A 20714-nucleotide genomic window follows, 5' to 3' on the forward strand; every position below is an offset into this window, starting at 1 on the left:
GACTAGCCGCCCGCGAGGCTGGAGAATTCCTTCACCACGCGCTCATAGACCGGCCGCTTGAACGGCACGATCAGGTTCGGAAGGTTCTTCATCGGCTCCCAGCGCCACGTCACGAATTCGGCCTTGTGGCCGCCGCCGGGGCTGGCGACGTTGATCTCGCTATCGGCGCCGGTGAAGCGAACCGCGAACCATTTCTGCCGCTGGCCGCGATAGCGGCCCTTCCAGGTGCGGCCGGCGACGGTGCGCGGGATGTCGTAGATCAGCCAGTCGGCGACTTCGCCGAGCTTCTCCACCGAGCGGACGCTGGTTTCTTCGTAGAGCTCGCGCTTGGCCGCCGCCCAGGTGTCCTCGCCGGGGTCGACGCCGCCCTGCGGCATCTGCCAGACGTGGGTTTCATCGACATGTTCGATGCCGCCGGCGCGGCGACCGATGAAGACCAGCCCCGCTGCATTGATCAGCATCATGCCGACGCATGTTCGGTAGGGCAGGTCTTCGTAGCGCGCCATGCCGTCAAAACCTCGCATACTCAGGGGGGCTGACCCTTAAGACCCGGCGGGTCCGAAGTCGCGCCATCAGATTGATCTTTAGCCCGATTTTGATTTCAACATTGCCGTTGTCAATGGCACAAGCATGATGCCACGGCTATCGAGGGTCTTGATCCAGGCGCCGATCCGCTCGATCGAAACCGGCAAGGCCGAAGCCACGCCGACGGCGACCCCGCGTTCCTTGGCCAGGGTTTCAAGCTTGATCAGCGTCCGGTCGATTTCCGCCGATGTCGGCACCGCATCGATGGCCAGATCGGCTCTGGCGAAGGGCATGGCCTGGCCGGCTGCCAATGAGGGGGCGACGCTGCGCGGCGTGGCGCCGTCATCGAGGTAGCCGAGGCCACGTTTGGCCGCCTCGCGGATGATCGGCTGCATCACCGCTTCGGTGGCAACGAACCGTGCACCCATGAAATTGGCAATCCCGGCATACCCCTGGAACCGGCTGAGGTGCCAGTACAGCCGGTCGAGATTTTGCTCGGCGGCCAGCGTCGTGAGCAGGGTCTGGGGACCTGGATCGTTATCGGGGTAATCGAACGGCTCCATCGGGATCTGCAACAGGATCTCGTGGCGCTGCGCCCGGGCCCGTTCGGCGAGCTTGGTCGGATCCGCCCCATAAGGCGTAAATGCCAGCGTCACCGCCGGCGGCAGCTTCATGATGGCGTCGGTGGTCTTGGCGGCGCCCACACCAAGGCCGCCGACGACAATGGCAACCACCGGCATCTTGGCCGCCTTGGCGCGGTCGGCATCGGCCGCATAGACCGTGAACGGCTTTAGCCCGTCGGCGACCACGGGGATCATGCCGTAGCGCGACTTCTCCAGCAGGCGCGCGTCGATGCCTGCCATCATCCCGGGCGCGGCGTCGCCCTCGGCCTTGTCGGTGGCTTCGCCGCCGATCACGACGTCCTGGCGCTTGCCGCTGGAGCCGTCGATGATGGTGACGGTCTTGTTCTCGCCCGACGGTGCCTGTTTGGGCGCGGCTTTCGCGGCCGGCTCGCCATGACCCGCCGCCGCCATGGCCGGCTTTTCGTCGGCCGGCGCCTTGCGCAAGGCGATGTGGGCGACCGGCTCGCCGCCGAGCGGATTGTCGGTGAAAAGGGCGATCCCGGCAAAGGCGACCAAAAACAGGCCGAGCAACACGGCCACCGCCTGCGTGGCCGTGAACGGCAGCCGGAACCAGCGCTTCTTGCGCGCCGCTTTCTGTCCGAGTGGTGCGCTCAGTTCGTCGGCCGTCTCTGCCATGAACCTCCCCGAATCAACTGTGCCGACGATACCACGACGGGGTGGATTCGAGCCCCTTTGCACGCGCAAAAGCCCGCGGGGGCTGCCCGCGCGCGGTTGGAACCGGCAACAAAAAGGGCGGCCCGAAGGCCGCCCTTTTCGCGAAAACCCAAAGTCGGGTGGATCAGTTCGCCGCCTTGTTGGCAGGCTTCTCGATCGCGGCCTTGTCGCCGGTCGCCGGTGCCGGCGGCGTCGTCACGGCCGTAGACTTGATGCCATGCAGCAGGTCGGCGGCCGTCTTCAGGGCCTTGTCGTCCTTGGCGTCCGGCGGCACGTAGGATTGCGAACCGGTTTTTTCGTCGCCGTCGTTCTTCAGGTGGCCGCGCAGCGAAGCTTCGCCCTTGGTGTCGGTGCGCGACTTCAACTCATCCGGCACGTCCTGCAGTACCTCGATGTCGGGCACGATGCCCTTGGCCTGAATCGACTTGCCCGACGGCGTGTAATAGCGCGCGGTGGTGAGACGCAGCGCGCCGTTGCCGCTCCCGAGCGGAATGATGGTCTGCACCGAGCCCTTGCCGAACGAGCGCGTGCCGACCAGCGTCGCGCGCTTGTGGTCCTGCAATGCGCCGGCGACGATTTCCGACGCTGAGGCCGAGCCGCCATTGATCAGGACGATCACCGGCTTGCCCTTGGTCAGGTCGCCCGGATGGGCGGCGCGGCGCTGGGTTTCCTCGGCGTTGCGGCCGCGGGTCGAGACGATCTCGCCGCGCTCGAGGAAGGCGTCGGAGACCGTCACCGCTTCCTCCAGCAAGCCGCCGGGATTGTTGCGCAAGTCGATGATGTAGCCCTTCAGCTTGTCGCCGAGCTGGTTGGACAAATTGCCGATTTCACGCTTCAGGCCTTCGGTGGTCTGCTCGTTGAAGGTGGTGATGCGGATATAGGCGATATCGTCGCCTTCGACGCGGGCGCGCACCGAGCGGACGCGGATATTGTCGCGCACCAGCGTGACGTCGATCGGATTGTCCTGGCCCTTGCGGATGATCTTGAGGCGGATCTTGGTGTTGACCGGTCCGCGCATTTTCTCGACGGCCTGGTTGAGGGTGAGGCCCTGCACGGCTTCGTCGTCGAGATTGGTGATGATGTCGTTGGCCATGATGCCGGCCTTGGAAGCCGGCGTATCGTCGATCGGCGAGACCACCTTGATCAGGCCGTCTTCCATCGTGACCTCAATGCCGAGCCCGCCGAATTCACCGCGGGTCTGCACCTGCATGTCGCGAAAACTCTTGGCGTCCATGTAGCTGGAATGCGGATCGAGGCCGGCCAGCATGCCGGAGATCGCGGATTCGACCAGCTTGGAGTCGTCGGGCTTCTCGACATAGTCGCTGCGCACCCGCTCGAACACGTCGCCGAACAGATTGAGCTGGCGATAGGTGTCGGACGTCGCGGCACGCGCGCTCGATCCCATGAACACCGCGCGCGGCTGGGTCACGAACAGCGTCAGTGCTGCGCCGGTGGCGGCGCTCAGGAGAATTACAGAAGTCTTGCGCATCATCCGCGAACCTTTTCGCCTTCATTTGCGGCCCACCATGGACCTGGATCGATTGGAGTGCCGTCCTTACGGAACTCGACATAGAGCACGGGCTGGCTCGCATTGGTTGCGAGAATCGATGCGACCTGGGACGTCGACCCCATGGTCGCGACCGGCTCCCCCGTAAGTACAAACTGGCCGATGTTTACCGAAATGCGCTCCATCCCGGCGATCAGGACATGATACCCGCCCCCGGCATTGAGGATCAAGAGTTGTCCGTAGCTGCGGAAGGGTCCGGCGTAAACAACCCATCCGTCACACGGGGTTGTGACCTGGGCGCCGGCCCGGCTGGCCAAAGAAATGCCTTTTTCTACCCCGCCGGCACCGTCGGAACCGCCAAAATCGCGAATCTTGGTGCCATTAACCGGGAATGCGAATAGCCCCTTGGCCGACGCAAAGGCAATGGCCGGGCTAAGCCGGGCGGGGTCTTTCAGCGCCCCCAGATTCGGCTTGCCATTGAGGCTGGCAGGAGAGCCCTGCAGGCTGGCGGTGGCGGCCGCTTTTGCGGCGCTCTTGAGGTCCTGCTCCATCTTCGCGATCAGGCCCTGCAGGCTGTCGACCTGTTTGGACAGGGTGATGGCGCGGGCGCCTTCCGCCTCCATGTCCTTCTCGATCGCGCTCTGCTTGCGTTGCCGTTCGTCGACCAGCGCGGCCAGCCTGACCTGGTCGTCCTTCAGCCTGTCGCGGTCCTGCGCCATCGCATCGCGCTCGGTCGCGATGGTTTTGCGAAGCGCGACCAGTTCGCCGAGGTCGCCGGCCAGTTTTTCCGCGCGTCCGCGCAACTCGGGAACCACCGATCCGAGCAGCATTGCGGTGCGTAGCGATTGCAGCGCGTCTTCCGGCCGCACCAGCAGCGCGGGCGGCGTGCGCCGTCCGGCGCGTTGCAGCGCCGCCAGCACCTCGACGATCTCGGCGCGGCGCGAATCGAGGGAGGAGCGGATCTGCTGCTCGCGGCTGTCGAGCGGGCGCAGCCGCGCTTCGGCGTCGCCGATCCTCGTCTCGACGCTGCGCACCTGGGCTGCGATGTCGATCAGCTGCTGATTGAGCTTGCTGCGGTCCTGACCGATCGCCGCGATATCGGCCTTCAATTTCTGTTGCAACTCGGCTGCGTTTTTTTGCTGCAGGCGGGCGGCTTCGAGTTCCTGCTCGCGCTGCTTGATGGCGTCGGGCGAAGCGGCCGCCGCTTGCTGTGCGGATGTTTGCTGAGAGGGCGCCGTTACCTGCGCCGCCGCCGGCGCAAGCGACAGGCCGGCAAAGCTCGCGGACAGCAAAACGACGGAAAGCGGGACAGGGGACACCAGATGCCGATCGCGGCTGGCGGTGCTGGGGTAAGACAAAATGTCCCGCGTTGGCTGCATTCGACTCAATCAGCGCTCTCTGTGTTCACGTCACCGGGCTCAGGCGCGGTGATAGGGGTGGCCGGCCAGAATGGTCGCGGCCCGATAAATCTGTTCCAGAAGCATGACGCGGACCATTTGATGCGGCCAGGTCGCCGTGCCGAACGCGATGCGCAGTTTAGCCTTGCGCTGCAAATCGGGCGAAAGTCCGTCGGCGCCGCCGATTATGAAGATAGTGTTGGCGCTTCCCTCGTCGCGCCAGCGGCCGAGATGGCGGGCAAATGTGGCGCTATCGACGTTCTGGCCGCGCTCGTCGAGCGCCACGAGTACGTATTTCTCCGGTATCAGCGCCGAGATCGCGGCGGCCTCTTCAGCGATGCGGCTGGCCGCATCACGCGCCCGGCTTTCCGGAATTTCATGAATCTCGAGGCCGCGAAACCCAAGCTTGCGGCCGACATCGTCGAACCGCTCGCGATAGCGCTCGGCCAGATCCCGCTCCGGACCCTGCTTCAGCCGGCCTATGCAAACGACAACGAGACGCATCAACGCACGCTAGCATGCGCTCTCGCCGATTCGCATCGGCTCCGTAAACTCAGACCGCCGCCACTGCCGGGTTTTGCGTCCACAATCGCTCGAGATTGTAGAACTCACGCACCTCGGGTCTGAATACGTGCACGATCACATCGCCGGAATCGATCAGCACCCAGTCGCAATTGGGCAAGCCCTCGACGTGGATGCTCTTGATGCCGGTTTCCTTCAGGGCTTTCGTGACGTTTTCCGCGATCGCGCCGACGTGCCGGTTGGCCCGGCCCGTGGTGACGATCATGTAGTCGGAAAAGGCAGATTTGCCGCGAAGGTCGATGGTGACCGTTTCTTCCGCCTTCATATCGTCGAGGCGGGAGAGGATCATATTCAGCGTCTTGTCGGCGTCGGGTTGCGCCTTCAAGGCCGCAGCTTCAGTCGATGTTTTACGCGCAGTCTTGGGAACCTTGGGTAAAACAGACTTGGACAATACAGATGTGGCCAGGGACCATTCCTTTCACTGTATCGCGAACGCCGAATCCTGACGTCCGCGGGCTATATTACGCATGTGGGGTTAATGGTTTCAATATTCCAGTTTGCCCCATCTTCACTTCGTCCTCCAGCTCCCGTCCGGGTTCCGAAGGGTGGTCGACGACAGGTTCAGCTTCATGCCGGTGAGAAACACCCAGGCAGGCGCGTGCTGATCCGCTAGCCGGGCAGCCTGATTCTCAGGCAGGCGACAGCGCGCCAGCGCCTGGGCTGCGGGCGCGGCGAGCGCGCGAAAACTTTGCGGCGGGCGATCGATCACGGCGATTGGAACCTCGGCCGCGATGCGCCGCCAGTTCTGCCAGCGATGAAATTGCGCGAGATTGTCGGCGCCCATGATCCAGACAAAGCGCAGGCCGGAAGCGCGCCGGCGCAGATAGGTGATAGTGTCGACGGTATATCGCGTTCCGATGACGGATTCGAGACAACTGACGTCGATACGCGGATCGTTGGCCAGCTTGCGGGCGACCTCGACGCGCTCGTCGAGATCGCGCAAGGCGCCATTCTCCTTGAGCGGATTGCCCGGCGTCACCAGCCACCAGACGCGATCGAGCTTCAATCGCTTGATCGCAAACAGGCTGATGGCGCGGTGCGCGGCGTGCGGCGGATTGAACGAGCCGCCGAGCAGGCCAATGCGCATGCCGTTGGCGTAGAACGGTATGGTTTGAGCGACAGATTGCGACGCGACCGAAACTGGCTTCAACTGAGCCACCGCAAGCGCCGGACTTTGTTTTTTTGACGCGTTTTCTTCACGCGAACCGGTTCCCACTTCGCTTGAAAACGCTATGGCCGTTCACGGCCGCGTCTGCCCGGTGCCGTGAATACGGTATTTGAAGCTGGTCAGCTGCTCGGCGCCGACCGGGCCGCGGGCGTGGAATTTGCCGGTGGCGATGCCGATCTCCGCGCCGAAACCGAATTCGCCGCCATCGGCGAACTGCGTCGACGCGTTGTGCAGCACGATCGCCGAATCGACCTCGTTGAGGAATTTTTGCGCGGTGCCTGCGTCTTCGGTCACGATCGCGTCGGTGTGACGCGAGCCGTGATTGTGGATATGCGCAATGGCCTCGTCGACGCCATCGACCACCCGGGCTGCGATAATCGCGTCCTCATATTCGGTGTCCCAGTCCTCGTCGGAAGCGGGTTTTACCCTGCTGTCGACGCGCTGCACCGAATCGTCGCCACGCACTTCGCAGCCAGCATCGATCAGCATTTCGACCAGCGGCTTCAGGCTGTTGGACGCGCCGGCGCGATCGACCAGCAGCGTTTCGGCGGCGCCGCAGACGCCGGGGCGGCGCATCTTGGCGTTCAGCACGATCGACTTCGCCATTTCGAGATTGGCGGAATGATCGACATAGACGTGGTTGACGCCTTCAAGATGCGCGAACACCGGCACTCGTGCTTCTGCCTCGACACGCGCGACCAGGCTTTTTCCTCCGCGCGGCACGATCAGATCGACGCCGCCGCTCAATCCGGTCAAGAGCAGGCCGACCGCCGCACGGTCGCGGGTCGGCACCAGCGTGATCGCCGCCTCGGGCAGGCCGGCCTCGCGAAGACCCTGCGCCAGGCAATCATGGATCGCGCGGCAGGAGCGGAAACTGTCGGAGCCGCCGCGCAGGATCACGGCATTGCCGGATTTCAGGCACAACACGCCGGCGTCGGCCGCGACATTGGGGCGGCTTTCGAAGATCACGGCGATCACGCCGAGCGGCACGCGCACACGTTCGATGATCATGCCGTTCGGCCGCTGCCAACTCTCGGTGATGGCGCCGATCGGATCGGCGATCCCGCGCACGGTGGCGACGCCGTCGGCCATCGCCGCGACCCGCGCCGGCGTCAGCGTCAGGCGATCGATGAAGGCCGACGTCGCGCCGCCCGCGCGCACTTCCACGACATCCTCGGCATTGGCTGCGAGAATCGCCGGCGCGTTGGTGCGGATCGCGCGTTCGATCGCGTCCAGCGCGCGATTCTTCTGCTCGGGCGAGGCGAGCGCCAGCACCCGCGCAGCGGCGCGGGCTTGGCTGGCGAGTTCAGTCATCAAGTGAGGCAAATCGGCGTTACCGTCGATCGCCTTCAGCGGCGCGCTCATGTCGTTTAGTCCCGGTTAAGGCCATGTGCTAGCACGGAAATCCACCATTTGCGAGGTGCGGAACCGGCATGGCTGGCGGGCGGGAAGGGCCATGGCGGCTCGGCCAATGGCCTATTTTGCAGAAATAGCCCCGGCCGGGCCCACCACCAGGTCGTCGCGGTGGATCATCTCGGCGCGCCCGCTGATGCCCAGAATGGCCATCACGTCCGGCGAGGAACGGCCTTTGATCTTTTCGGCGTCCTCGGCGTCATAGGCGACGAGGCCGCGGCCGATTTCATGGGTGTCGGGGCCACGCACCACCACGGCGTCGCCGCGGGCAAATTGGCCGTCGATCCGGATCACGCCGGCCGGCAGCAGGCTTTTTCCGGCGCGCAGCGCGTTGACCGCGCCGGCGTCGATGGTCAGCGTGCCCTTTGGCTCCAGCGAGCCCGCGATCCAGCGTTTTCGCGCAGTCACGGGGTTTGCGGGTGTCAGGAACCAGGTGCAGCGCCCGCCGTCGGCGATCGCAGCAAGCGGATGTTCGATCTTGCCGGAGGCAATCAGCATGTGGGTGCCTGACGTGGTCGCGATCTTCGCCGCCTCGATCTTGGTGTACATGCCGCCGCGCGACAGCTCGGACTCAGCCGCGCCCGCCATCGCCTCGATTTCAGAGGTGACGGATTCCACGATCGGAATCAGTTTCGCGTTCGGATTGGCGCCGGGCGGCGCATCATAAAGTCCGTCAATGTCGGACAACAGGATCAGCAGATCGGCGCTCGCCATGGTGGCGACGCGCGCGGCCAGGCGATCATTGTCACCGTAGCGGATCTCATTGGTGGCGACGGTGTCGTTCTCGTTGATGACCGGTACCGCGCGCCATTCCAGCAGTTTTGCAATCGTCGACCGGGCGTTGAGATATCGGCGGCGTTCTTCAGTGTCCTGCAAGGTCACCAGAATCTGCCCGGCACCGATGCCGTGATTGCCGAGCACCTCGGACCAGATCCTCGCCAGCGCGATTTGCCCCACCGCGGCTGCGCCCTGACTCTCTTCGAGCTTCAGCGGACCGCGCGGCAATTTCAGGCGGCTGCGCCCGAGCGCAATCGAGCCCGACGAGACCACGAGAACATCGCGGCCTTCGCCGTGCAGCTTTGCGATATCGGCGGCAAGCGCCGACAGCCACGATGCCCGGACCTCGCCTGCAGCCGAGTCGATCAGCAGCGACGAGCCGACCTTGACGACGATGCGGCGGAAGTTTTTTAAGCTCGGGCGGGCCATGGTTTCGGTCGAATGGAGCGGATTGGATGGGAAGCAATACGCGCCACCTCCATGATTTGGAAGTGGCGCGGCAGCGTGAAAGTGCCGTCGGGTCAGCCCATCACAAAGGCGTTGAGCTTGTTGCCTTCGGGATCACGAAAATAGGCAGCGTAGAAGTTTTCGCTGCGCTGGCCGGGAGGGCCTTCGCAGGTGCCGCCGAGCGACAGAGCGAGCTTGTAGACGCGGTCGACCTGGGCCTTGTCCTTGGCGCCGAACGCCGCCATCACGCCGTTGCCGACCGTCATCGGTTTGCCGTCATAGGGAAGGGCGACGCCGAAACCCGCGCCACCGCCCGGACCGCCCCAGGCGATCAGCCGATCCATGGTCATGAAGCGCCCCATACCCAATTCGCCGCAAATCTTGTCGTAGAATTCGCCGGATTTCTTGAGATCGTTGGTACCAACCGTGACGTAACCGATCATGATTTCCTCCTGGCATTTTTTTGGAAGTGCCGAAGTCTCGCAGCCGAACGTAACACGCGCAAGTCAGCCTTGAGGCAGGCTTCGGCGTACCACGGGTCCGCCGGGCTGCCCTTGGCCTTGGCCGAGACCGGGGCTTCGCCGATCACCTCGACCAGCGCCCGCAGCGCTTCCGGCACGCCGTCGCCGGTGACGCCCGACATCAGCAGCGGGGTTTTCTTCGCGGCGCGCTTCAGGCGGTCTCTTTGCTTCTTCAATTCGTCCGGCGTCACGGCGTCGATCTTGTTGAGCGCGACAATCTCGATCTTCTCGGCGAGATGCCCCTCATAGGCGTCGAGCTCGGTGCGGACTGTCTTGTAGGCCTTGCCCGCATGCTCGCAGGTCGCATCGATCAGATGCAGCAGCACACGGCAGCGCTCGACATGGCCCAGGAATCTATCGCCGAGGCCGGCGCCTTCATGCGCGCCCTCGATCAGGCCCGGAATATCTGCCAGCACGAACTCGCGGCCATCGGAATTCACCACGCCAAGCTGCGGATGCAAGGTGGTGAAGGGATAATCGGCGATCTTCGGCTTGGCCGCGCTGACGACGGAGAGGAACGTCGATTTTCCGGCATTGGGCAGGCCGACGAGGCCGGCATCGGCGATCAATTTCAGCCGCAGCCAGATCCAGCGTTCCTCGCCCTCCTGCCCGGGATTGGCATTGCGCGGCGCGCGGTTGGTGGAGGATTTGAAATGCGCGTTGCCGAAGCCGCCATTGCCGCCTTCGGCCAGGGTGAATTTTTCGCCGAGCATGGTGAAGTCGTGGATCAGGGTCTCGCGATCCTCGTCGAAGATCTGCGTGCCGACCGGCACCTTGAGCACGATCGGCTTGCCGTTGGCGCCATGGCGGTCGCTGCCCATGCCGTTGGTGCCCTTCTGCGCCTTGAAGTGCTGCTGGTAGCGATAGTCGATCAGCGTGTTCAATCCATCGACCACCTCGATGACGACGTCGCCGCCACGGCCGCCATTGCCGCCGGAGGGACCGCCGAACTCGATGAACTTCTCGCGGCGGAACGCCACGCAGCCGTTACCGCCATCGCCGGAGCGGATATAGACCTTTGCTTCGTCAAGGAATTTCATGATTTCTACTAGGTAAGGCAGGGGGGCCGGTGCGGCAACCCTCAAGCGGCCCAAGATTGACGAAAAGCCTTAATTTTCGGGCCTTTTTGCGGCTCCCCGACGATATTCGGCGCTGCTTGGTGTGATATAGCTGGCTCGCGCCAAAGGGTGGGGTTTGAGGGGAAGAATGAAGCGGCGGGAATTTATCGGGCTTGCCGTCGGGGCTGTCGCCGCCTGGCCTCAGGCGTTGCGCGCGCAGCAGAAGCCACACCGGATCGCGTTCGCTCATTCCGGCATTCCGGCCGATCACCTGACAGAGAAGGCCGGGCCGTTCTGGGTGCGGCGGTTCTTCGAAACCTTGCGCGGTCTTGGCGATGTCGAGGGAAGCAACCTCGTCGTCGAGCGTTTTTCTGCCGAAGGCCGATCCGAACGCTTTGCGGCACTTGCTGCCGAAGTCGTGAGCCGCAACCCTGATGTCATCGTTTCGAACCTCAACGATCTCGTCAAAGCCTTCATGACGGCCACCACCAAGATACCGATTGTCGTGATCACGGGGGATCCAATTGCAGGTGGGCTAGTGACTAATCTTGCGCGCCCCGGAGGCAACGTCACCGGTGTCAGCATCAATGCAGGGATCGAAATCGAAGCCAAGCGGCTGCAGATCCTGAAGGAGGCAATACCGTCGGTGGCCAGGGTCGTTCATCTGCTGTCAGGCGTTTGGGACACTAATGGTGCGAGAGACCTTGATGAAGCGGGGCGACGCCTTGGCATATCGGTCACGCGCAATTTGCTGGCGGTGGTCGACGACGCTCAGCTGCAGCGCGCTTTTGCCGATATGGCGCAGCAGAAACTCGATGCCGTCGTCGTCGACGAGGGAGGCAGTTTTCTGGCGCAGCGTGCTGCGATCGCCGATCTGGCGGAGAAATATCGTCTGCCCGTGATCTATCCCTATCGCGACTATGTGGAGCAGGGTGGGCTGATCGCCCTGGCACCCGATCTTGGAGAACTCGCCGAACGCATGGCGAGCGACGTTCATCAGATCCTCAACGGAACAAAGCCGGGCGATATTCCGTTCTATCAGCCCAGCAAATTCCAGATGATCATCAATCTGAAGACCGCCAAGGCGATCGGCCTCGAGATTCCGGCGACGCTGGTTGCGCGTGCCGACGAGGTGATCGAATGAGGCGACGGGAGTTTATCGCCGGCGCGATCTCGATTGTCGCGGGCGCATCGCGAGTTTCGGCACAGCCGGCTGGGGCCAGCCCGCGCCTTGCGATCTTCAGTCCTTCTGAGCCCGCGGCGCTAATGCACGAGAAGAGCGACAACCGGTACTACCGGGCCCTATTCGAGGAGCTACGCCGCCTGGGCCATGCCGAGGGACAAAACCTCACGGTCGAAAAATATGGTAGCGAGCAAAACAGGTCCGGCCCTGCGGCGTTGGCGGCCGAAATTATCAGCAGCAATCCAGATGTCGTCTACGTCGTCGGACCCGGCGCGACAATTTTCAAAAAAGCGAATGCGAAGTTCCCCGTCGTAACCCTCACGGCCGACCCGATCGCACAAGGCCTTGCGCAGAGTCTGGCGCGGCCGGGCGGGAACATCACGGGGGTCAGTGTTGATACCGGTCCGTCGATTCATGGCAAACGAATCTCGCTGTTGCATGAAATGTATGCCGCGATGTCGAAACTCGCTTTCCTGACATTGCGCATTGCCTGGGATGGGATTCAGGGTCCGGCGGTGCGCGCGGTGGCCGAGGCGGCAGGCATTTCGCTCATCCCGCTTCGACTGGATTTTCCGGCCAGCGAGGCCGACTATCGATCGGCGATCGCGCAAGCTTTGCGCGAGGGCGCCGACGCGATCATGATTGGAGATACCCCTGATGTCATGAGGAATCGTTTGCTGATTCCGGAATTGATAGGCGCAGTTAAGCTTCCCGCCATCTATCCGTTTTTCGAGCTGGTCGAAGCCGGGGGGCTGATGGCCTACGCCTTCGACCTCGTGGAATTGAACAAACGGGTGGCCAACGACATCGATGCCATCCTGCGCGGCGCCAATCCTGGCGAGATCCCGTTTTACCAGGCCACCAAATTCGAATTGTCCATCAACCTCAAGACCGCGAGAGTGCTGGGACTGAATGTACCGGCGACGTTGCTCGCCAGCGCCGACAAGGTGATCTAATGAAGCGGCGGGAATTTCTTGGCGTGCTCGGCGGCGCGGTCGCGGCGTCTCCATCCCTTTGGCCATTCGCGCCGCGCGCGCAAACGTCCGCGATGCCGGTGACCGGCTTTCTGCATGCGGGCTCGCCGACGACGTAATCGACTAGGCCGGCCGCCGCCGGATCAAGAATTTCTGCATCCCTTCCAGCACCAGTTCGCGGCGCTGGTTGTGGACGGTCGAGCGCAATGTCACCACGCCGGTGCTGCGGCCGGGCACCAGCTCCGTCACTTCGAGCGCGGGATAGATCGTGTCGCCGGCATAGACCGGCTTCAAGAAACGGCTCGACTGTTCGAGAAAGCCGACCAGCGATTCCTCGACGATATAGGGGAACAGGCCTGCGCCCGGCGCGGTGTGGACCAGGGTCTGGAAGCCATGCGCCAGCAGGTCGGGCATGCCGCGGCTGCGGCAATATTCGACGTCGTAATGGATCGGGTGGGTATCGCCGCTCGCGGTCTGGAACGCGGCGAACACGGCCGACGTCTGGGTCCGGCTCGGGATCACGAAACGCTCGCCGACGACAAAATCTTCGAACCAGCGTTGTTCCGGCACCATACGATGCTGGGCGGGGTCGAAGTCGGTCATGGCGGATGTTCCTGAGTGTTTTCCCAATGGCGTACCGGTATCGCACGGAGGGTACTGCGACAATCCGTTCAATTCGTCATGCCCGGGCTTGTCCCGGGCATCCACGTCGTTAAAACGTCGCGGCAAAGAACGTGGTTGGCCGAGACATAGGCGGGCGGAAGCGACGCCGTCCTTCCGGACGGCTATCCCCGGCCATGACGGGAAACAAAAAGCGTCACGCATCAATGGGTCTCTTCGCAAAGCTTTCCACCTACGACGAGCGTTCCGCGCGGCTTGCCGGCATCGGATTGATGCTGCTGTCGATCTTCATGTTCTCGTTCGGCGATGCGATGGGCAAGTTCATCGTCGCGACCTATTCGGTCGGGCAATTGCTTCTGCTGCGCGCCTGCGCGGCGCTGCTGGTGCTGCTGCCGATGATCTGGAAACAGCGGGCCGAGTTCACGCGCCTCGAACGGCCATGGCTGCAATTGCTGCGGGTGACGCTCTCCACGCTCGAGGTCGCGGCGTTCTTTCTCGCCACCGTCTACCTGCCGCTTGCCGACGTCATCACCTATTATCTGGCCTGTCCGATTTTCGTCACGGCGCTTTCGGGCATTGTGCTGGGGGAGCGCATCGGCTGGCGGCGCTGGACTGCGATCCTGATCGGGTTTTGCGGCGTGTTGATCGCGCTGCGGCCGTCGGCGCAAACCGTGAGCTGGCCGGCGATGATCGCGCTCGGCGGCAGCACCTCGTTCGCGGTGCTGATGCTGATCACGCGCTCGCTGCGGGCGACGCCGGACATCGTGCTGGCCTCGTCGCAATTCGCAGGTACATTCCTGCTCGGTGCGATCATGTCGCCATTCGGCTGGGTTACGCCGAGCGCCGGCAGTCTCGGGCTGTTTGCCGCGGCGGGGATCATCTCGGTCGCCGCGTTATTATGCGTCAATCGCTCGCTGAAACTCGCGCCGGCCAGCGTGGTGGTGCCGTACCAATATTCGATGATCGTGTGGGCGGTGATCTTTGGCTTCGTCGTGTTCGGCGATGTGCCGTCGGTGGCGACGATCGTCGGCGCCGCCATCATCATCGGCGCCGGGCTCTACATCTTTCTGCGCGAGCAGAAGTTGGGGCGCGAGGACCCGATGGCCAGTCCGCCGGTGTAAAACATCGTCGTCCCGGCCAAGCCACCGGGTCGCGCGAATGCGCGCCCCGATGACAGGCTCCGCGCGAGTCGGGACCTGCAACCACCGATGTCTTTTATTTTAAAAGGTTGGAGCTACAGCTTAGTGTAACAACAAACAACGGTGGTTATGGGCCTCCGCTTTCGCGGGGACGACATTGTTATTGCGGCGTGATTACCGCTCTCGCCGCGTCGAACTGCCCCAGTTTTTTAGCGAGGACCAGACGCCGCGCGACAGGCGGAAACAATCGACCGGGGTCGACGATCCCAGCGCCTCGAAGCGGTGCAGCTCGACGCCGCTCCACTGGAAGCCGCATTTCTCCAAAATGTTGCGCGACGACGGATTGGCGACGCGGGCGCCCGAGATCAGGTGGTCGCAATCGAATTCCTCGAAAAAGAAATCGATCACGGCGCGTGCGGCCTCGGTGCCAAAGCCCTGGCCCCAATAGTCGACGCCGAGCCAATAGCCGAGTTCCGGCGCATCCGGGTCGCGGCGGTCGATGCCGACCATGCCGATCGGCACATGATTGTTTTCGATCAGGAATACCGTCTCGCACCGATCCTCGGCAGTCGCGCGCACGAATTCGACGGCGTGGTCCTGGGAATAGGGGTGTGGCAGGCGGCGGGTGTTTTCCGCAATGCGGCGATCATTGGCGAGACGCGCAATCGCTTTTACGTCCGCGAGCGTCGGCCGGCGCAACGTCAGCCGTTCGGTCTCGAGGACGCAGGCTCTCGCCTCGCGCAAGGTCGGTGTCGGGATGTCCTGCAGCATGTCGGGCTCCTGGGATGCGAAAACAATACGCAACGCTTGGGACTCGTTGCGCGCGGTTCCCTCACAGGAATTCGCGCAACGAAAAGGGGAGGCCGGTTTCCCGCCTCCCCTTGGAGCCTTCTCGAGCTCGCCGGTTCAACAGGACCCGGCGGACTCAATTTGTCCACCGTCTATTCGGCCGCCTCCGTCATCGGAACCACCGATACGAAAGTGCGACCATTGGCTTTAGCGCGGAACTCGACATGACCTTCAACCTTGGCGAACAGAGTATGGTCGGTGCCCATGCCGACATTAAGGCCGGGATGCCAGGTGGTGCCGCGCTGACGCGCGATGATGTTGCCGGGAATCACGCGCTCACCGCCATAGGCCTTGATGCCCAGGCGCTTGCCCGCTGAATCGCGTCCGTTTCGCGATGAACCGCCTGCTTTTTTATGAGCCATAGCCCGTCTCCAACTTCGCTCTGATCTCTAGATCAATTCCTTGACGGAATCATTTCACTTTTTGTCACGTTTCAATTTTTGAAGCGTGACGATCACTTCCTGGCGGCGGCCTTCTTGGCCGGAGCCTTCTTCGCCACGGTCTTCTTGGCGGGCGCCTTTTTCTTCGCGGCCGGGGCCTCGTCGTCGCCCTCGGCGGGCGCTGCAACAATCTTTTCCTTCTTCGGACGCGGGCCGATCGAAGGCTTTGCGTTATCGGCCAGGATCTCGGTGATGCGAAGCACCGTGATCTCGTCGCGATAGCCACGCTTGCGGCGCGAATTCTTGCGGCGGCGCTTCTTGAACGCGATCACCTTGGGGCCGCGCTTGTGCTGCAGCACTTCGGCCGCAACCGAGGCGCCGGCCACGGTGGGAGCGCCCAGCACCGGCGTATCGGCGCCGAGCAGGAGAACTTCGCCAAGCTGCACGATCGTACCGACATCGCCGGCGATCTTGCCTATCTCGAGCACATCATCCGGAACGACGCGGTATTGCCGGCCGCCGGTTTTGATGACTGCGAACATCGTTTTATTCCTTCGTGTTCGATCCCGGCCTCGGACAGGTCCGGGCCGGCTTTTTGGTCAGTCGTTATGGGTTCAATTTCCGCGCGATCAGGGAGCGATCCCGTGAAATTGCGCAAAAACAAACAGCGCGAGAAAAATCCCGCGCCGGATTGCGGGGACTTATAGCCGCTGAGCGTCCGGAGTCAAGGCAAAGGAGCCCGAAAAACCGCCAAATATGAGGGATTTGGGGCCAAAAGGGCGAATTGGGAGTGGCGAATAGCGAATGGGGAGGGCCATTCGCCACGCGTCATTCGCCACTCGCCCACCCGTGAAACCAATGGGTTGCCCGTCCGTTGTACCCCAAATTCCGGCTGGGCAAGGGCAAAATGGCTGACGATATCGTAACGACCACGGGCATCGCCCGCCACGGCGCAACCCGCTTGCCGTCGGTGGACGTGGACAGTTTCAATATCGAACTGAAGGACGAAGACGGCTTTCTCGGCGACCGCGCCAGCAAGGGCGCGTTTCGCGCGATTTTTGACAAATGGCGCAAACCGCTGCGCGAGTCAGACACGGACCCGTTCGGTGACGAGCCGTCTGACGAGATCAGCAAGAAGAAGCTCGACGCCATTCTGGTCGGGGACGATCTCGAGGCTTCCGCCGTCCTGCATAGCGCGATCGAGGAGTTTGCGCAGGAACTGGCCTATGTGACGCGAAAATTCCTCAAGACCAAGGCGTGGGACAAGACCGAGCGCATCGTGGTCGGCGGCGGGTTTCGCGACAGCCGGTTGGGCGAACTCGCGATCGCGCGCACCCAGATCATCCTCAAGGACGAAAACCTCAAGGTCGATCTGGTGCCGATCCGCCTTCATCCCGACGAGGCCGGCCTGATCGGCACGCTGCATCTGGCGCCGTCATGGATCTTCGAGGCCCATGACAGCATTCTGGCGGTCGATATCGGCGGCACCAATATCCGCTGCGGCGTGGTGGAGACGCGCTGGAAGAAGGCGCCCGACCTTTCCAAGGCCGCGGTGTGGAAATCCGAACTCTGGCGCCACGCTGACGATGAGCCGACGCGCGAGGGCGCGGTGAAACGACTGGTCAAGATGCTGAAGGATCTGATCGCCGCGGCCGAGGCCGAGGGGTTGAAGCTCGCGCCGTTCATCGGCATCGCCTGTCCCGGCGTCATCAACGAGGACGGATCGATCGCGAAAGGCGCGCAGAACCTGCCGGGCAATTGGGAGAGCAGCAAGTTCAATTTACCGGCGAGCCTGGTGGAAGCGATCCCGCAGATCGGCGATCACGATACCGCCGTGCTGATGCACAATGACGGCGTCGCCCAGGGTCTTTCGGAAGTGCCCTTCATGCAGGACGTCGAGCGCTGGGGTGTGCTGACCATCGGCACCGGATTGGGCAACGCACGCTATACCAACCGCAGAAAAGAAAACGGCAAGGACAAGGACGACAAGAAGACCAAGGAAAAGAAGGCGAAGGATTAAGATAGTTACGTCGCCGCAAATCTTCGTTTCAGCAGGTTTTCGTTTCAGCGCGCGTGAGCGCGTACTGAATATCCCGGGATTCTCCGGTGCTCGATTGCCAAATCCCACGGGAAAACACGGGGGAAATTGTTCCCGTGAGCCCCAGTAACCTTGACTGGTTAGGTTAAGATCGAGATCGCATTGCCGATTCCGTGCGCGTTGCTAACGTCATTTTGTCGCTCCGGCTGACCGGCGAAGCCGCACTTCCCGGCCAGAATTTCAATGAAGCGGCACGGGGCCGCCAGTGTTTTGTCGCGTCTGGCGGTCCCACCCTTTCCAAAGCGTTTCAAGCGAAAGCCTGCCCCGGACTTGATCCGGGGTGGCCGCTGGTTCGCATAGCAATCAAGTTTACGCAGATTGCGTAGACTTATCTGCGGTAGAAAACGCGTCAACCAAAAGAGCCTAATCGATGCGCTCAAAATACGCCGCGATCTCCTCGCTCGCGCGATCGGGATCCTCGCGATGTGGAAAATGCCCGACGCCGGGAAACATCTTGAGATCGAGATTTGTAAAAGTCTCGCTCAGCCGATCGGTCCACGCGTAGGGAAACAGCGGATCGTGCTCGGCCCAGCGGATGCAGGTCGGCACCGTGATCGGCGGCAATGCCGGCGCCTCGCCCTTCATCATCCTGATCCGGCCGGCATGGGCCGCACGGTAATGCGCAAAACCGCCGGCGAGGTTTCCGGGTTTCAGGAAATTATCGGTGAAGGCTTCCAGCACGTCGTCGAACGCATGCTTGCGGTATGACCATTGCCGCAAGAAATGTCCGATATAAATGCGGCAGCTTTCGCGCGTCGCGCCGATCAAGGCGGGCGCCATCTCCATCTGATGGAACGACTGGTACCAGATGTTATTCAGCCGATCCGGCTCCGCCATCCGTGGCCCGATGCCGGGATAGACGAAATCGAAGAAGAATAATCCGGCGACGCGGTCGGGCGCATGGCGGGCCAGCGGCTGCATCAGCGCGCCGCCGACGTCGTGCCCGATAATACCGGCCTGCCTCACGCCGAGCGCGTCCATCAGCGCCAGCATGTCGGCGGCATGTTGGTCAGGTCCAAACGGCCCGTCGGGCTTGTCGCTGTCGCCGAAGCCACGCAGATCAGGGGCAAGAAGCGTGAAGCGGTCGGCAAGCCGCGCCATCGCGGGCTCCCAGGTCAGCCAGAATTCGGGCCAGCCATGCAGCAACAGCAGCGGCTTGCCCGTGCCGGCCCGCGTGACATGGAACGTCGCGCCGTTGGCCCGAACCCTCAAATGCTCCATTTTGTGGCTCCTTTTCGCTTCCCCCGGGGCGCTCGGAAAACTTGATTCCGTGCCTTGTCTGGCCAGCCATCCTCGCCTAGAACTCGCCCCGACCGCGGCTGAGGAATCAGCCGCCATGGCGCCTGGAGAGGTGGCAGAGTGGTCGAATGCACCGCACTCGAAATGCGGCATAGGTGCAAGCCTATCGGGGGTTCGAATCCCTCCCTCTCCGCCAGTAAGTCTCTGATATAATTAGATAAAATACCTCTAGTGAAATTGTGCGGCGACTTCCGTGGGTTAGCGGCCGAACTTACGGCAACTGGCCACTGAGAGAGCGAATTCGGTGCGATTTCTGCGACCAGTCGAGGTCGTTTCTCAGAAGGCGACTTTGCCAGTGGCCTTTTCTGCGAATGATGGTGCTGATTATAGGTCGGGCGTGCACAGCCATCGCATTCGCATTCCGAAAGGCTTGCAGCCGCGCGTGTCGCAGTTCGTTCGCGCTAGGATGTAGGCCGCTCTCAAGGTATTTCTGTAAGTAGAATGCGCAACAATCCCATCATCGTGCAAAAATACGGCGGCGCCTGTCTTGAAACACCGGCAAAAATCCGCGCGGTCGCGAGCAGTCTGGCCGATTTGCATAGCCGTGGTCATCGGGTCGTGGCGATCGTTTCAGCGATGGGTAGCCTCGAACGCTCCGACGGTTCAGCTACTGTAGACGAGGGCGTTTCTCAGATACTGGCGCACAGTCTAGCCGCTTGGGATGGATCCGATGATCGAACCAGACGTCATCCGATTTCTCGAAACGGGCTACCCAGCGCCACAGGAAGGGCATCGAAGTGGTCCCCAGCCTCCTGAGGGCTCGTAGAACCGCCACTCTGTGCTTCTTCTGAATATTCCTCATCTTATAGACCGCTGACACAGGTCAGTGGTCGTGAACATTTCTTCCGGGTGCTGTCGGAAAACCGCTTGCAGTCGTTGGCTGATCAGCCCGGGCCCTCGGCTCATCTACGGCCTTTCGTCCAATCCCAAATCTAAATGTTTCCCAACGCGCTGCCGCCACGCATAGGAGGAGACCACCAAAAATTCGGTAAAGACCGACCGCGAACAGCATTTGTTCGCGTCCTACAAGCACGTCATCTGGGGAGATTGATTGTATGACAGCCACTCAGGTAACTCAAAGCGGCGCTCCGAGCGTTCTCAAAGCCTTCGATGCGGAGTTCTCGCGTCGTGTCCTGGGTATGGTCATCAATTCTGCTCCCACAAAACCAAAAACGACCGCCCCTAAGTCAGCGGCTGTAAGTGCGCCGTCCGCTGGGCAATCCCCGACTAGGGTGGCAAGACGAGAAACCCCCGCGATCACTCGAAGTCAGTCACTGCCGGTACCGCTCTACATGATCAACGAAGCTGAATACATCAGGCAGTTCGGCTACTGACGCGCTCTGTTTACCTATCTCGCGAACCTCAGGTGCTTTGAGAGGACGGGATCCCTAACAGGGTGTTTGGAGCGTCCATTCCGGCGAGATCGGCTCAAGAGCGTTCGTCTGCCCTAATGGGATTGCCTCCTCAGTCCATCGACT

21 protein-coding genes and 1 tRNA gene are annotated in these 20714 nt (G+C 62.4%); 6 read left to right on the top strand and 16 right to left on the bottom strand.

Annotated elements, in window-relative coordinates; genetic code table 11:
* Positions 1–2: 2 nt before the first annotated feature.
* The 11 genes from V1289_RS21835 to obgE all read right to left on the bottom strand — a co-directional run bounded on the left by V1289_RS21835 (position 3) and on the right by obgE (position 10675).
* Positions 3–506 carry an RNA pyrophosphohydrolase gene (locus V1289_RS21835; protein ID WP_309181127.1) on the bottom strand — a complete coding sequence of 168 codons (504 nt, stop codon included), beginning with the start codon at positions 504–506 and terminating at the stop codon, positions 3–5.
* Between the two features lie 78 nt (positions 507–584).
* Positions 585–1784, bottom strand: a complete 1200-nt coding sequence (locus V1289_RS21840; protein WP_334398784.1) for a divergent polysaccharide deacetylase family protein — start codon at positions 1782–1784, stop codon at positions 585–587.
* Positions 1785–1947: 163 nt separating this feature from the next.
* Positions 1948–3315 (bottom strand): S41 family peptidase, encoded by a 1368-nt coding sequence (locus V1289_RS21845; protein ID WP_334398785.1) that lies wholly within the window; start codon positions 3313–3315, stop codon positions 1948–1950.
* Entirely contained in the window at positions 3312–4709 is a 1398-nt protein-coding gene (locus V1289_RS21850) for a murein hydrolase activator EnvC family protein (RefSeq protein WP_334398786.1), read from the bottom strand. Before V1289_RS21850 ends, V1289_RS21845 begins: the two co-directional genes overlap by 4 nt.
* 39 nt (positions 4710–4748) lie before the next feature.
* On the bottom strand, positions 4749–5231 hold the full coding sequence (gene rlmH, locus V1289_RS21855) for a 23S rRNA (pseudouridine(1915)-N(3))-methyltransferase RlmH (protein ID WP_309181131.1): 483 nt from the start codon (positions 5229–5231) through the stop codon (positions 4749–4751).
* A gap of 49 nt (positions 5232–5280) precedes the next feature.
* Positions 5281–5634, bottom strand: coding sequence for a ribosome silencing factor (rsfS, locus tag V1289_RS21860; RefSeq protein ID WP_309181132.1), 354 nt, complete (start codon positions 5632–5634; stop codon positions 5281–5283).
* A gap of 183 nt (positions 5635–5817) precedes the next feature.
* Positions 5818–6459, bottom strand: coding sequence for a nicotinate-nucleotide adenylyltransferase (locus V1289_RS21865; protein ID WP_334398787.1), 642 nt, complete (start codon positions 6457–6459; stop codon positions 5818–5820).
* A 90-nt stretch (positions 6460–6549) separates the two neighbouring features.
* Positions 6550–7842: a glutamate-5-semialdehyde dehydrogenase gene (locus V1289_RS21870; protein WP_334398788.1), complete on the bottom strand. Its 1293-nt coding sequence runs from the start codon at positions 7840–7842 to the stop codon at positions 6550–6552.
* Between the two features lie 111 nt (positions 7843–7953).
* The gene (proB, locus tag V1289_RS21875; protein WP_309181134.1) at positions 7954–9096 is read right to left on the bottom strand and encodes a glutamate 5-kinase; all 1143 of its coding nucleotides are present in this window, start codon (positions 9094–9096) and stop codon (positions 7954–7956) included.
* 92 nt (positions 9097–9188) lie between these two features.
* Positions 9189–9557, bottom strand: a complete 369-nt coding sequence (locus V1289_RS21880) for a VOC family protein (RefSeq protein ID WP_074271894.1) — start codon at positions 9555–9557, stop codon at positions 9189–9191.
* The gene (obgE, locus tag V1289_RS21885; RefSeq protein ID WP_334398789.1) at positions 9554–10675 is read right to left on the bottom strand and encodes a GTPase ObgE; all 1122 of its coding nucleotides are present in this window, start codon (positions 10673–10675) and stop codon (positions 9554–9556) included. The genes V1289_RS21880 and obgE overlap by 4 nt, the downstream gene beginning before the upstream one ends.
* A 166-nt stretch (positions 10676–10841) precedes the next feature.
* On the opposite strand from obgE, the gene V1289_RS21890 reads away from it, so the two are divergent.
* Entirely contained in the window at positions 10842–11837 is a 996-nt protein-coding gene (locus V1289_RS21890; protein WP_334398790.1) for an ABC transporter substrate-binding protein, read from the top strand.
* Positions 11838–11959: 122 nt separating this feature from the next.
* The gene (locus V1289_RS21895; RefSeq protein ID WP_334398791.1) at positions 11960–12832 is read left to right on the top strand and encodes an ABC transporter substrate-binding protein; all 873 of its coding nucleotides are present in this window, start codon (positions 11960–11962) and stop codon (positions 12830–12832) included.
* Between the two features lie 141 nt (positions 12833–12973).
* Here the strand turns inward: V1289_RS21895 and V1289_RS21900 are convergent, their stop codons facing one another.
* Positions 12974–13453: a MaoC family dehydratase gene (locus V1289_RS21900; RefSeq protein WP_334398792.1), complete on the bottom strand. Its 480-nt coding sequence runs from the start codon at positions 13451–13453 to the stop codon at positions 12974–12976.
* Between the two features lie 224 nt (positions 13454–13677).
* Here V1289_RS21900 and V1289_RS21905 point away from each other — a divergent pair, with 224 nt between their 5' ends.
* Positions 13678–14592, top strand: a complete 915-nt coding sequence (locus tag V1289_RS21905) for a DMT family transporter (protein ID WP_334407606.1) — start codon at positions 13678–13680, stop codon at positions 14590–14592.
* Positions 14593–14784: 192 nt separating this feature from the next.
* Here the strand turns inward: V1289_RS21905 and V1289_RS21910 are convergent, their stop codons facing one another.
* From V1289_RS21910 to rplU, 3 genes are all read right to left on the bottom strand, one after another.
* Positions 14785–15381, bottom strand: a complete 597-nt coding sequence (locus V1289_RS21910) for a GNAT family N-acetyltransferase (RefSeq protein WP_334398793.1) — start codon at positions 15379–15381, stop codon at positions 14785–14787.
* 170 nt (positions 15382–15551) lie between these two features.
* Positions 15552–15821, bottom strand: a complete 270-nt coding sequence (gene rpmA / locus V1289_RS21915) for a 50S ribosomal protein L27 (RefSeq protein ID WP_074271888.1) — start codon at positions 15819–15821, stop codon at positions 15552–15554.
* 92 nt (positions 15822–15913) lie between these two features.
* Positions 15914–16381 carry a 50S ribosomal protein L21 gene (gene rplU / locus V1289_RS21920; RefSeq protein ID WP_334398794.1) on the bottom strand — a complete coding sequence of 156 codons (468 nt, stop codon included), beginning with the start codon at positions 16379–16381 and terminating at the stop codon, positions 15914–15916.
* Positions 16382–16746: 365 nt separating this feature from the next.
* Between rplU and V1289_RS21925 the strand changes: the two genes are divergently transcribed.
* Positions 16747–17859, top strand: coding sequence for an ROK family protein (locus tag V1289_RS21925; protein WP_334398795.1), 1113 nt, complete (start codon positions 16747–16749; stop codon positions 17857–17859).
* 441 nt (positions 17860–18300) lie between these two features.
* Here the strand turns inward: V1289_RS21925 and V1289_RS21930 are convergent, their stop codons facing one another.
* The gene (locus V1289_RS21930) at positions 18301–19158 is read right to left on the bottom strand and encodes an alpha/beta fold hydrolase (protein ID WP_334398796.1); all 858 of its coding nucleotides are present in this window, start codon (positions 19156–19158) and stop codon (positions 18301–18303) included.
* 124 nt (positions 19159–19282) lie between these two features.
* Between V1289_RS21930 and V1289_RS21935 the strand changes: the two genes are divergently transcribed.
* Together V1289_RS21935 and V1289_RS21940 are read left to right on the top strand one after the other, a co-directional pair.
* Positions 19283–19372 (top strand) — tRNA-Ser (locus tag V1289_RS21935).
* 305 nt (positions 19373–19677) lie between these two features.
* The gene (locus V1289_RS21940; protein ID WP_334398797.1) at positions 19678–19992 is read left to right on the top strand and encodes an amino acid kinase family protein; all 315 of its coding nucleotides are present in this window, start codon (positions 19678–19680) and stop codon (positions 19990–19992) included.
* Positions 19993–20714 lie beyond the last annotated feature (722 nt).

Source organism: Bradyrhizobium sp. AZCC 2289 (assembly GCF_036924615.1).
In the GTDB taxonomy this organism is placed as follows: Bacteria; Pseudomonadota; Alphaproteobacteria; order Rhizobiales; family Xanthobacteraceae; genus Bradyrhizobium.

Bases quoted from the DNA above. Each gene is read 5' to 3' on its own strand.
- V1289_RS21835 (WP_309181127.1), bottom strand. From the start codon at position 506: ATGGCGCGCTACGAAGACCTGCCCTACCGAACATGCGTCGGCATGATG.
- V1289_RS21840 (WP_334398784.1), bottom strand. From the start codon at position 1,784: ATGGCAGAGACGGCCGACGAACTGAGCGCACCACTCGGACAGAAAGCG.
- V1289_RS21845 (WP_334398785.1), bottom strand. From the start codon at position 3,315: ATGATGCGCAAGACTTCTGTAATTCTCCTGAGCGCCGCCACCGGCGCA.
- V1289_RS21850 (WP_334398786.1), bottom strand. From the start codon at position 4,709: ATGCAGCCAACGCGGGACATTTTGTCTTACCCCAGCACCGCCAGCCGC.
- rlmH (WP_309181131.1), bottom strand. From the start codon at position 5,231: ATGCGTCTCGTTGTCGTTTGCATAGGCCGGCTGAAGCAGGGTCCGGAG.
- V1289_RS21870 (WP_334398788.1), bottom strand. From the start codon at position 7,842: ATGAGCGCGCCGCTGAAGGCGATCGACGGTAACGCCGATTTGCCTCAC.
- proB (WP_309181134.1), bottom strand. From the start codon at position 9,096: ATGGCCCGCCCGAGCTTAAAAAACTTCCGCCGCATCGTCGTCAAGGTC.
- V1289_RS21880 (WP_074271894.1), bottom strand. From the start codon at position 9,557: ATGATCGGTTACGTCACGGTTGGTACCAACGATCTCAAGAAATCCGGC.
- obgE (WP_334398789.1), bottom strand. From the start codon at position 10,675: ATGAAATTCCTTGACGAAGCAAAGGTCTATATCCGCTCCGGCGATGGC.
- V1289_RS21890 (WP_334398790.1), top strand. From the start codon at position 10,842: ATGAAGCGGCGGGAATTTATCGGGCTTGCCGTCGGGGCTGTCGCCGCC.
- V1289_RS21895 (WP_334398791.1), top strand. From the start codon at position 11,960: ATGCACGAGAAGAGCGACAACCGGTACTACCGGGCCCTATTCGAGGAG.
- V1289_RS21900 (WP_334398792.1), bottom strand. From the start codon at position 13,453: ATGACCGACTTCGACCCCGCCCAGCATCGTATGGTGCCGGAACAACGC.
- V1289_RS21905 (WP_334407606.1), top strand. From the start codon at position 13,678: ATGGGTCTCTTCGCAAAGCTTTCCACCTACGACGAGCGTTCCGCGCGG.
- V1289_RS21910 (WP_334398793.1), bottom strand. From the start codon at position 15,381: ATGCTGCAGGACATCCCGACACCGACCTTGCGCGAGGCGAGAGCCTGC.
- rpmA (WP_074271888.1), bottom strand. From the start codon at position 15,821: ATGGCTCATAAAAAAGCAGGCGGTTCATCGCGAAACGGACGCGATTCA.
- rplU (WP_334398794.1), bottom strand. From the start codon at position 16,381: ATGTTCGCAGTCATCAAAACCGGCGGCCGGCAATACCGCGTCGTTCCG.
- V1289_RS21925 (WP_334398795.1), top strand. From the start codon at position 16,747: ATGGCTGACGATATCGTAACGACCACGGGCATCGCCCGCCACGGCGCA.
- V1289_RS21930 (WP_334398796.1), bottom strand. From the start codon at position 19,158: ATGGAGCATTTGAGGGTTCGGGCCAACGGCGCGACGTTCCATGTCACG.
- V1289_RS21940 (WP_334398797.1), top strand. From the start codon at position 19,678: ATGCGCAACAATCCCATCATCGTGCAAAAATACGGCGGCGCCTGTCTT.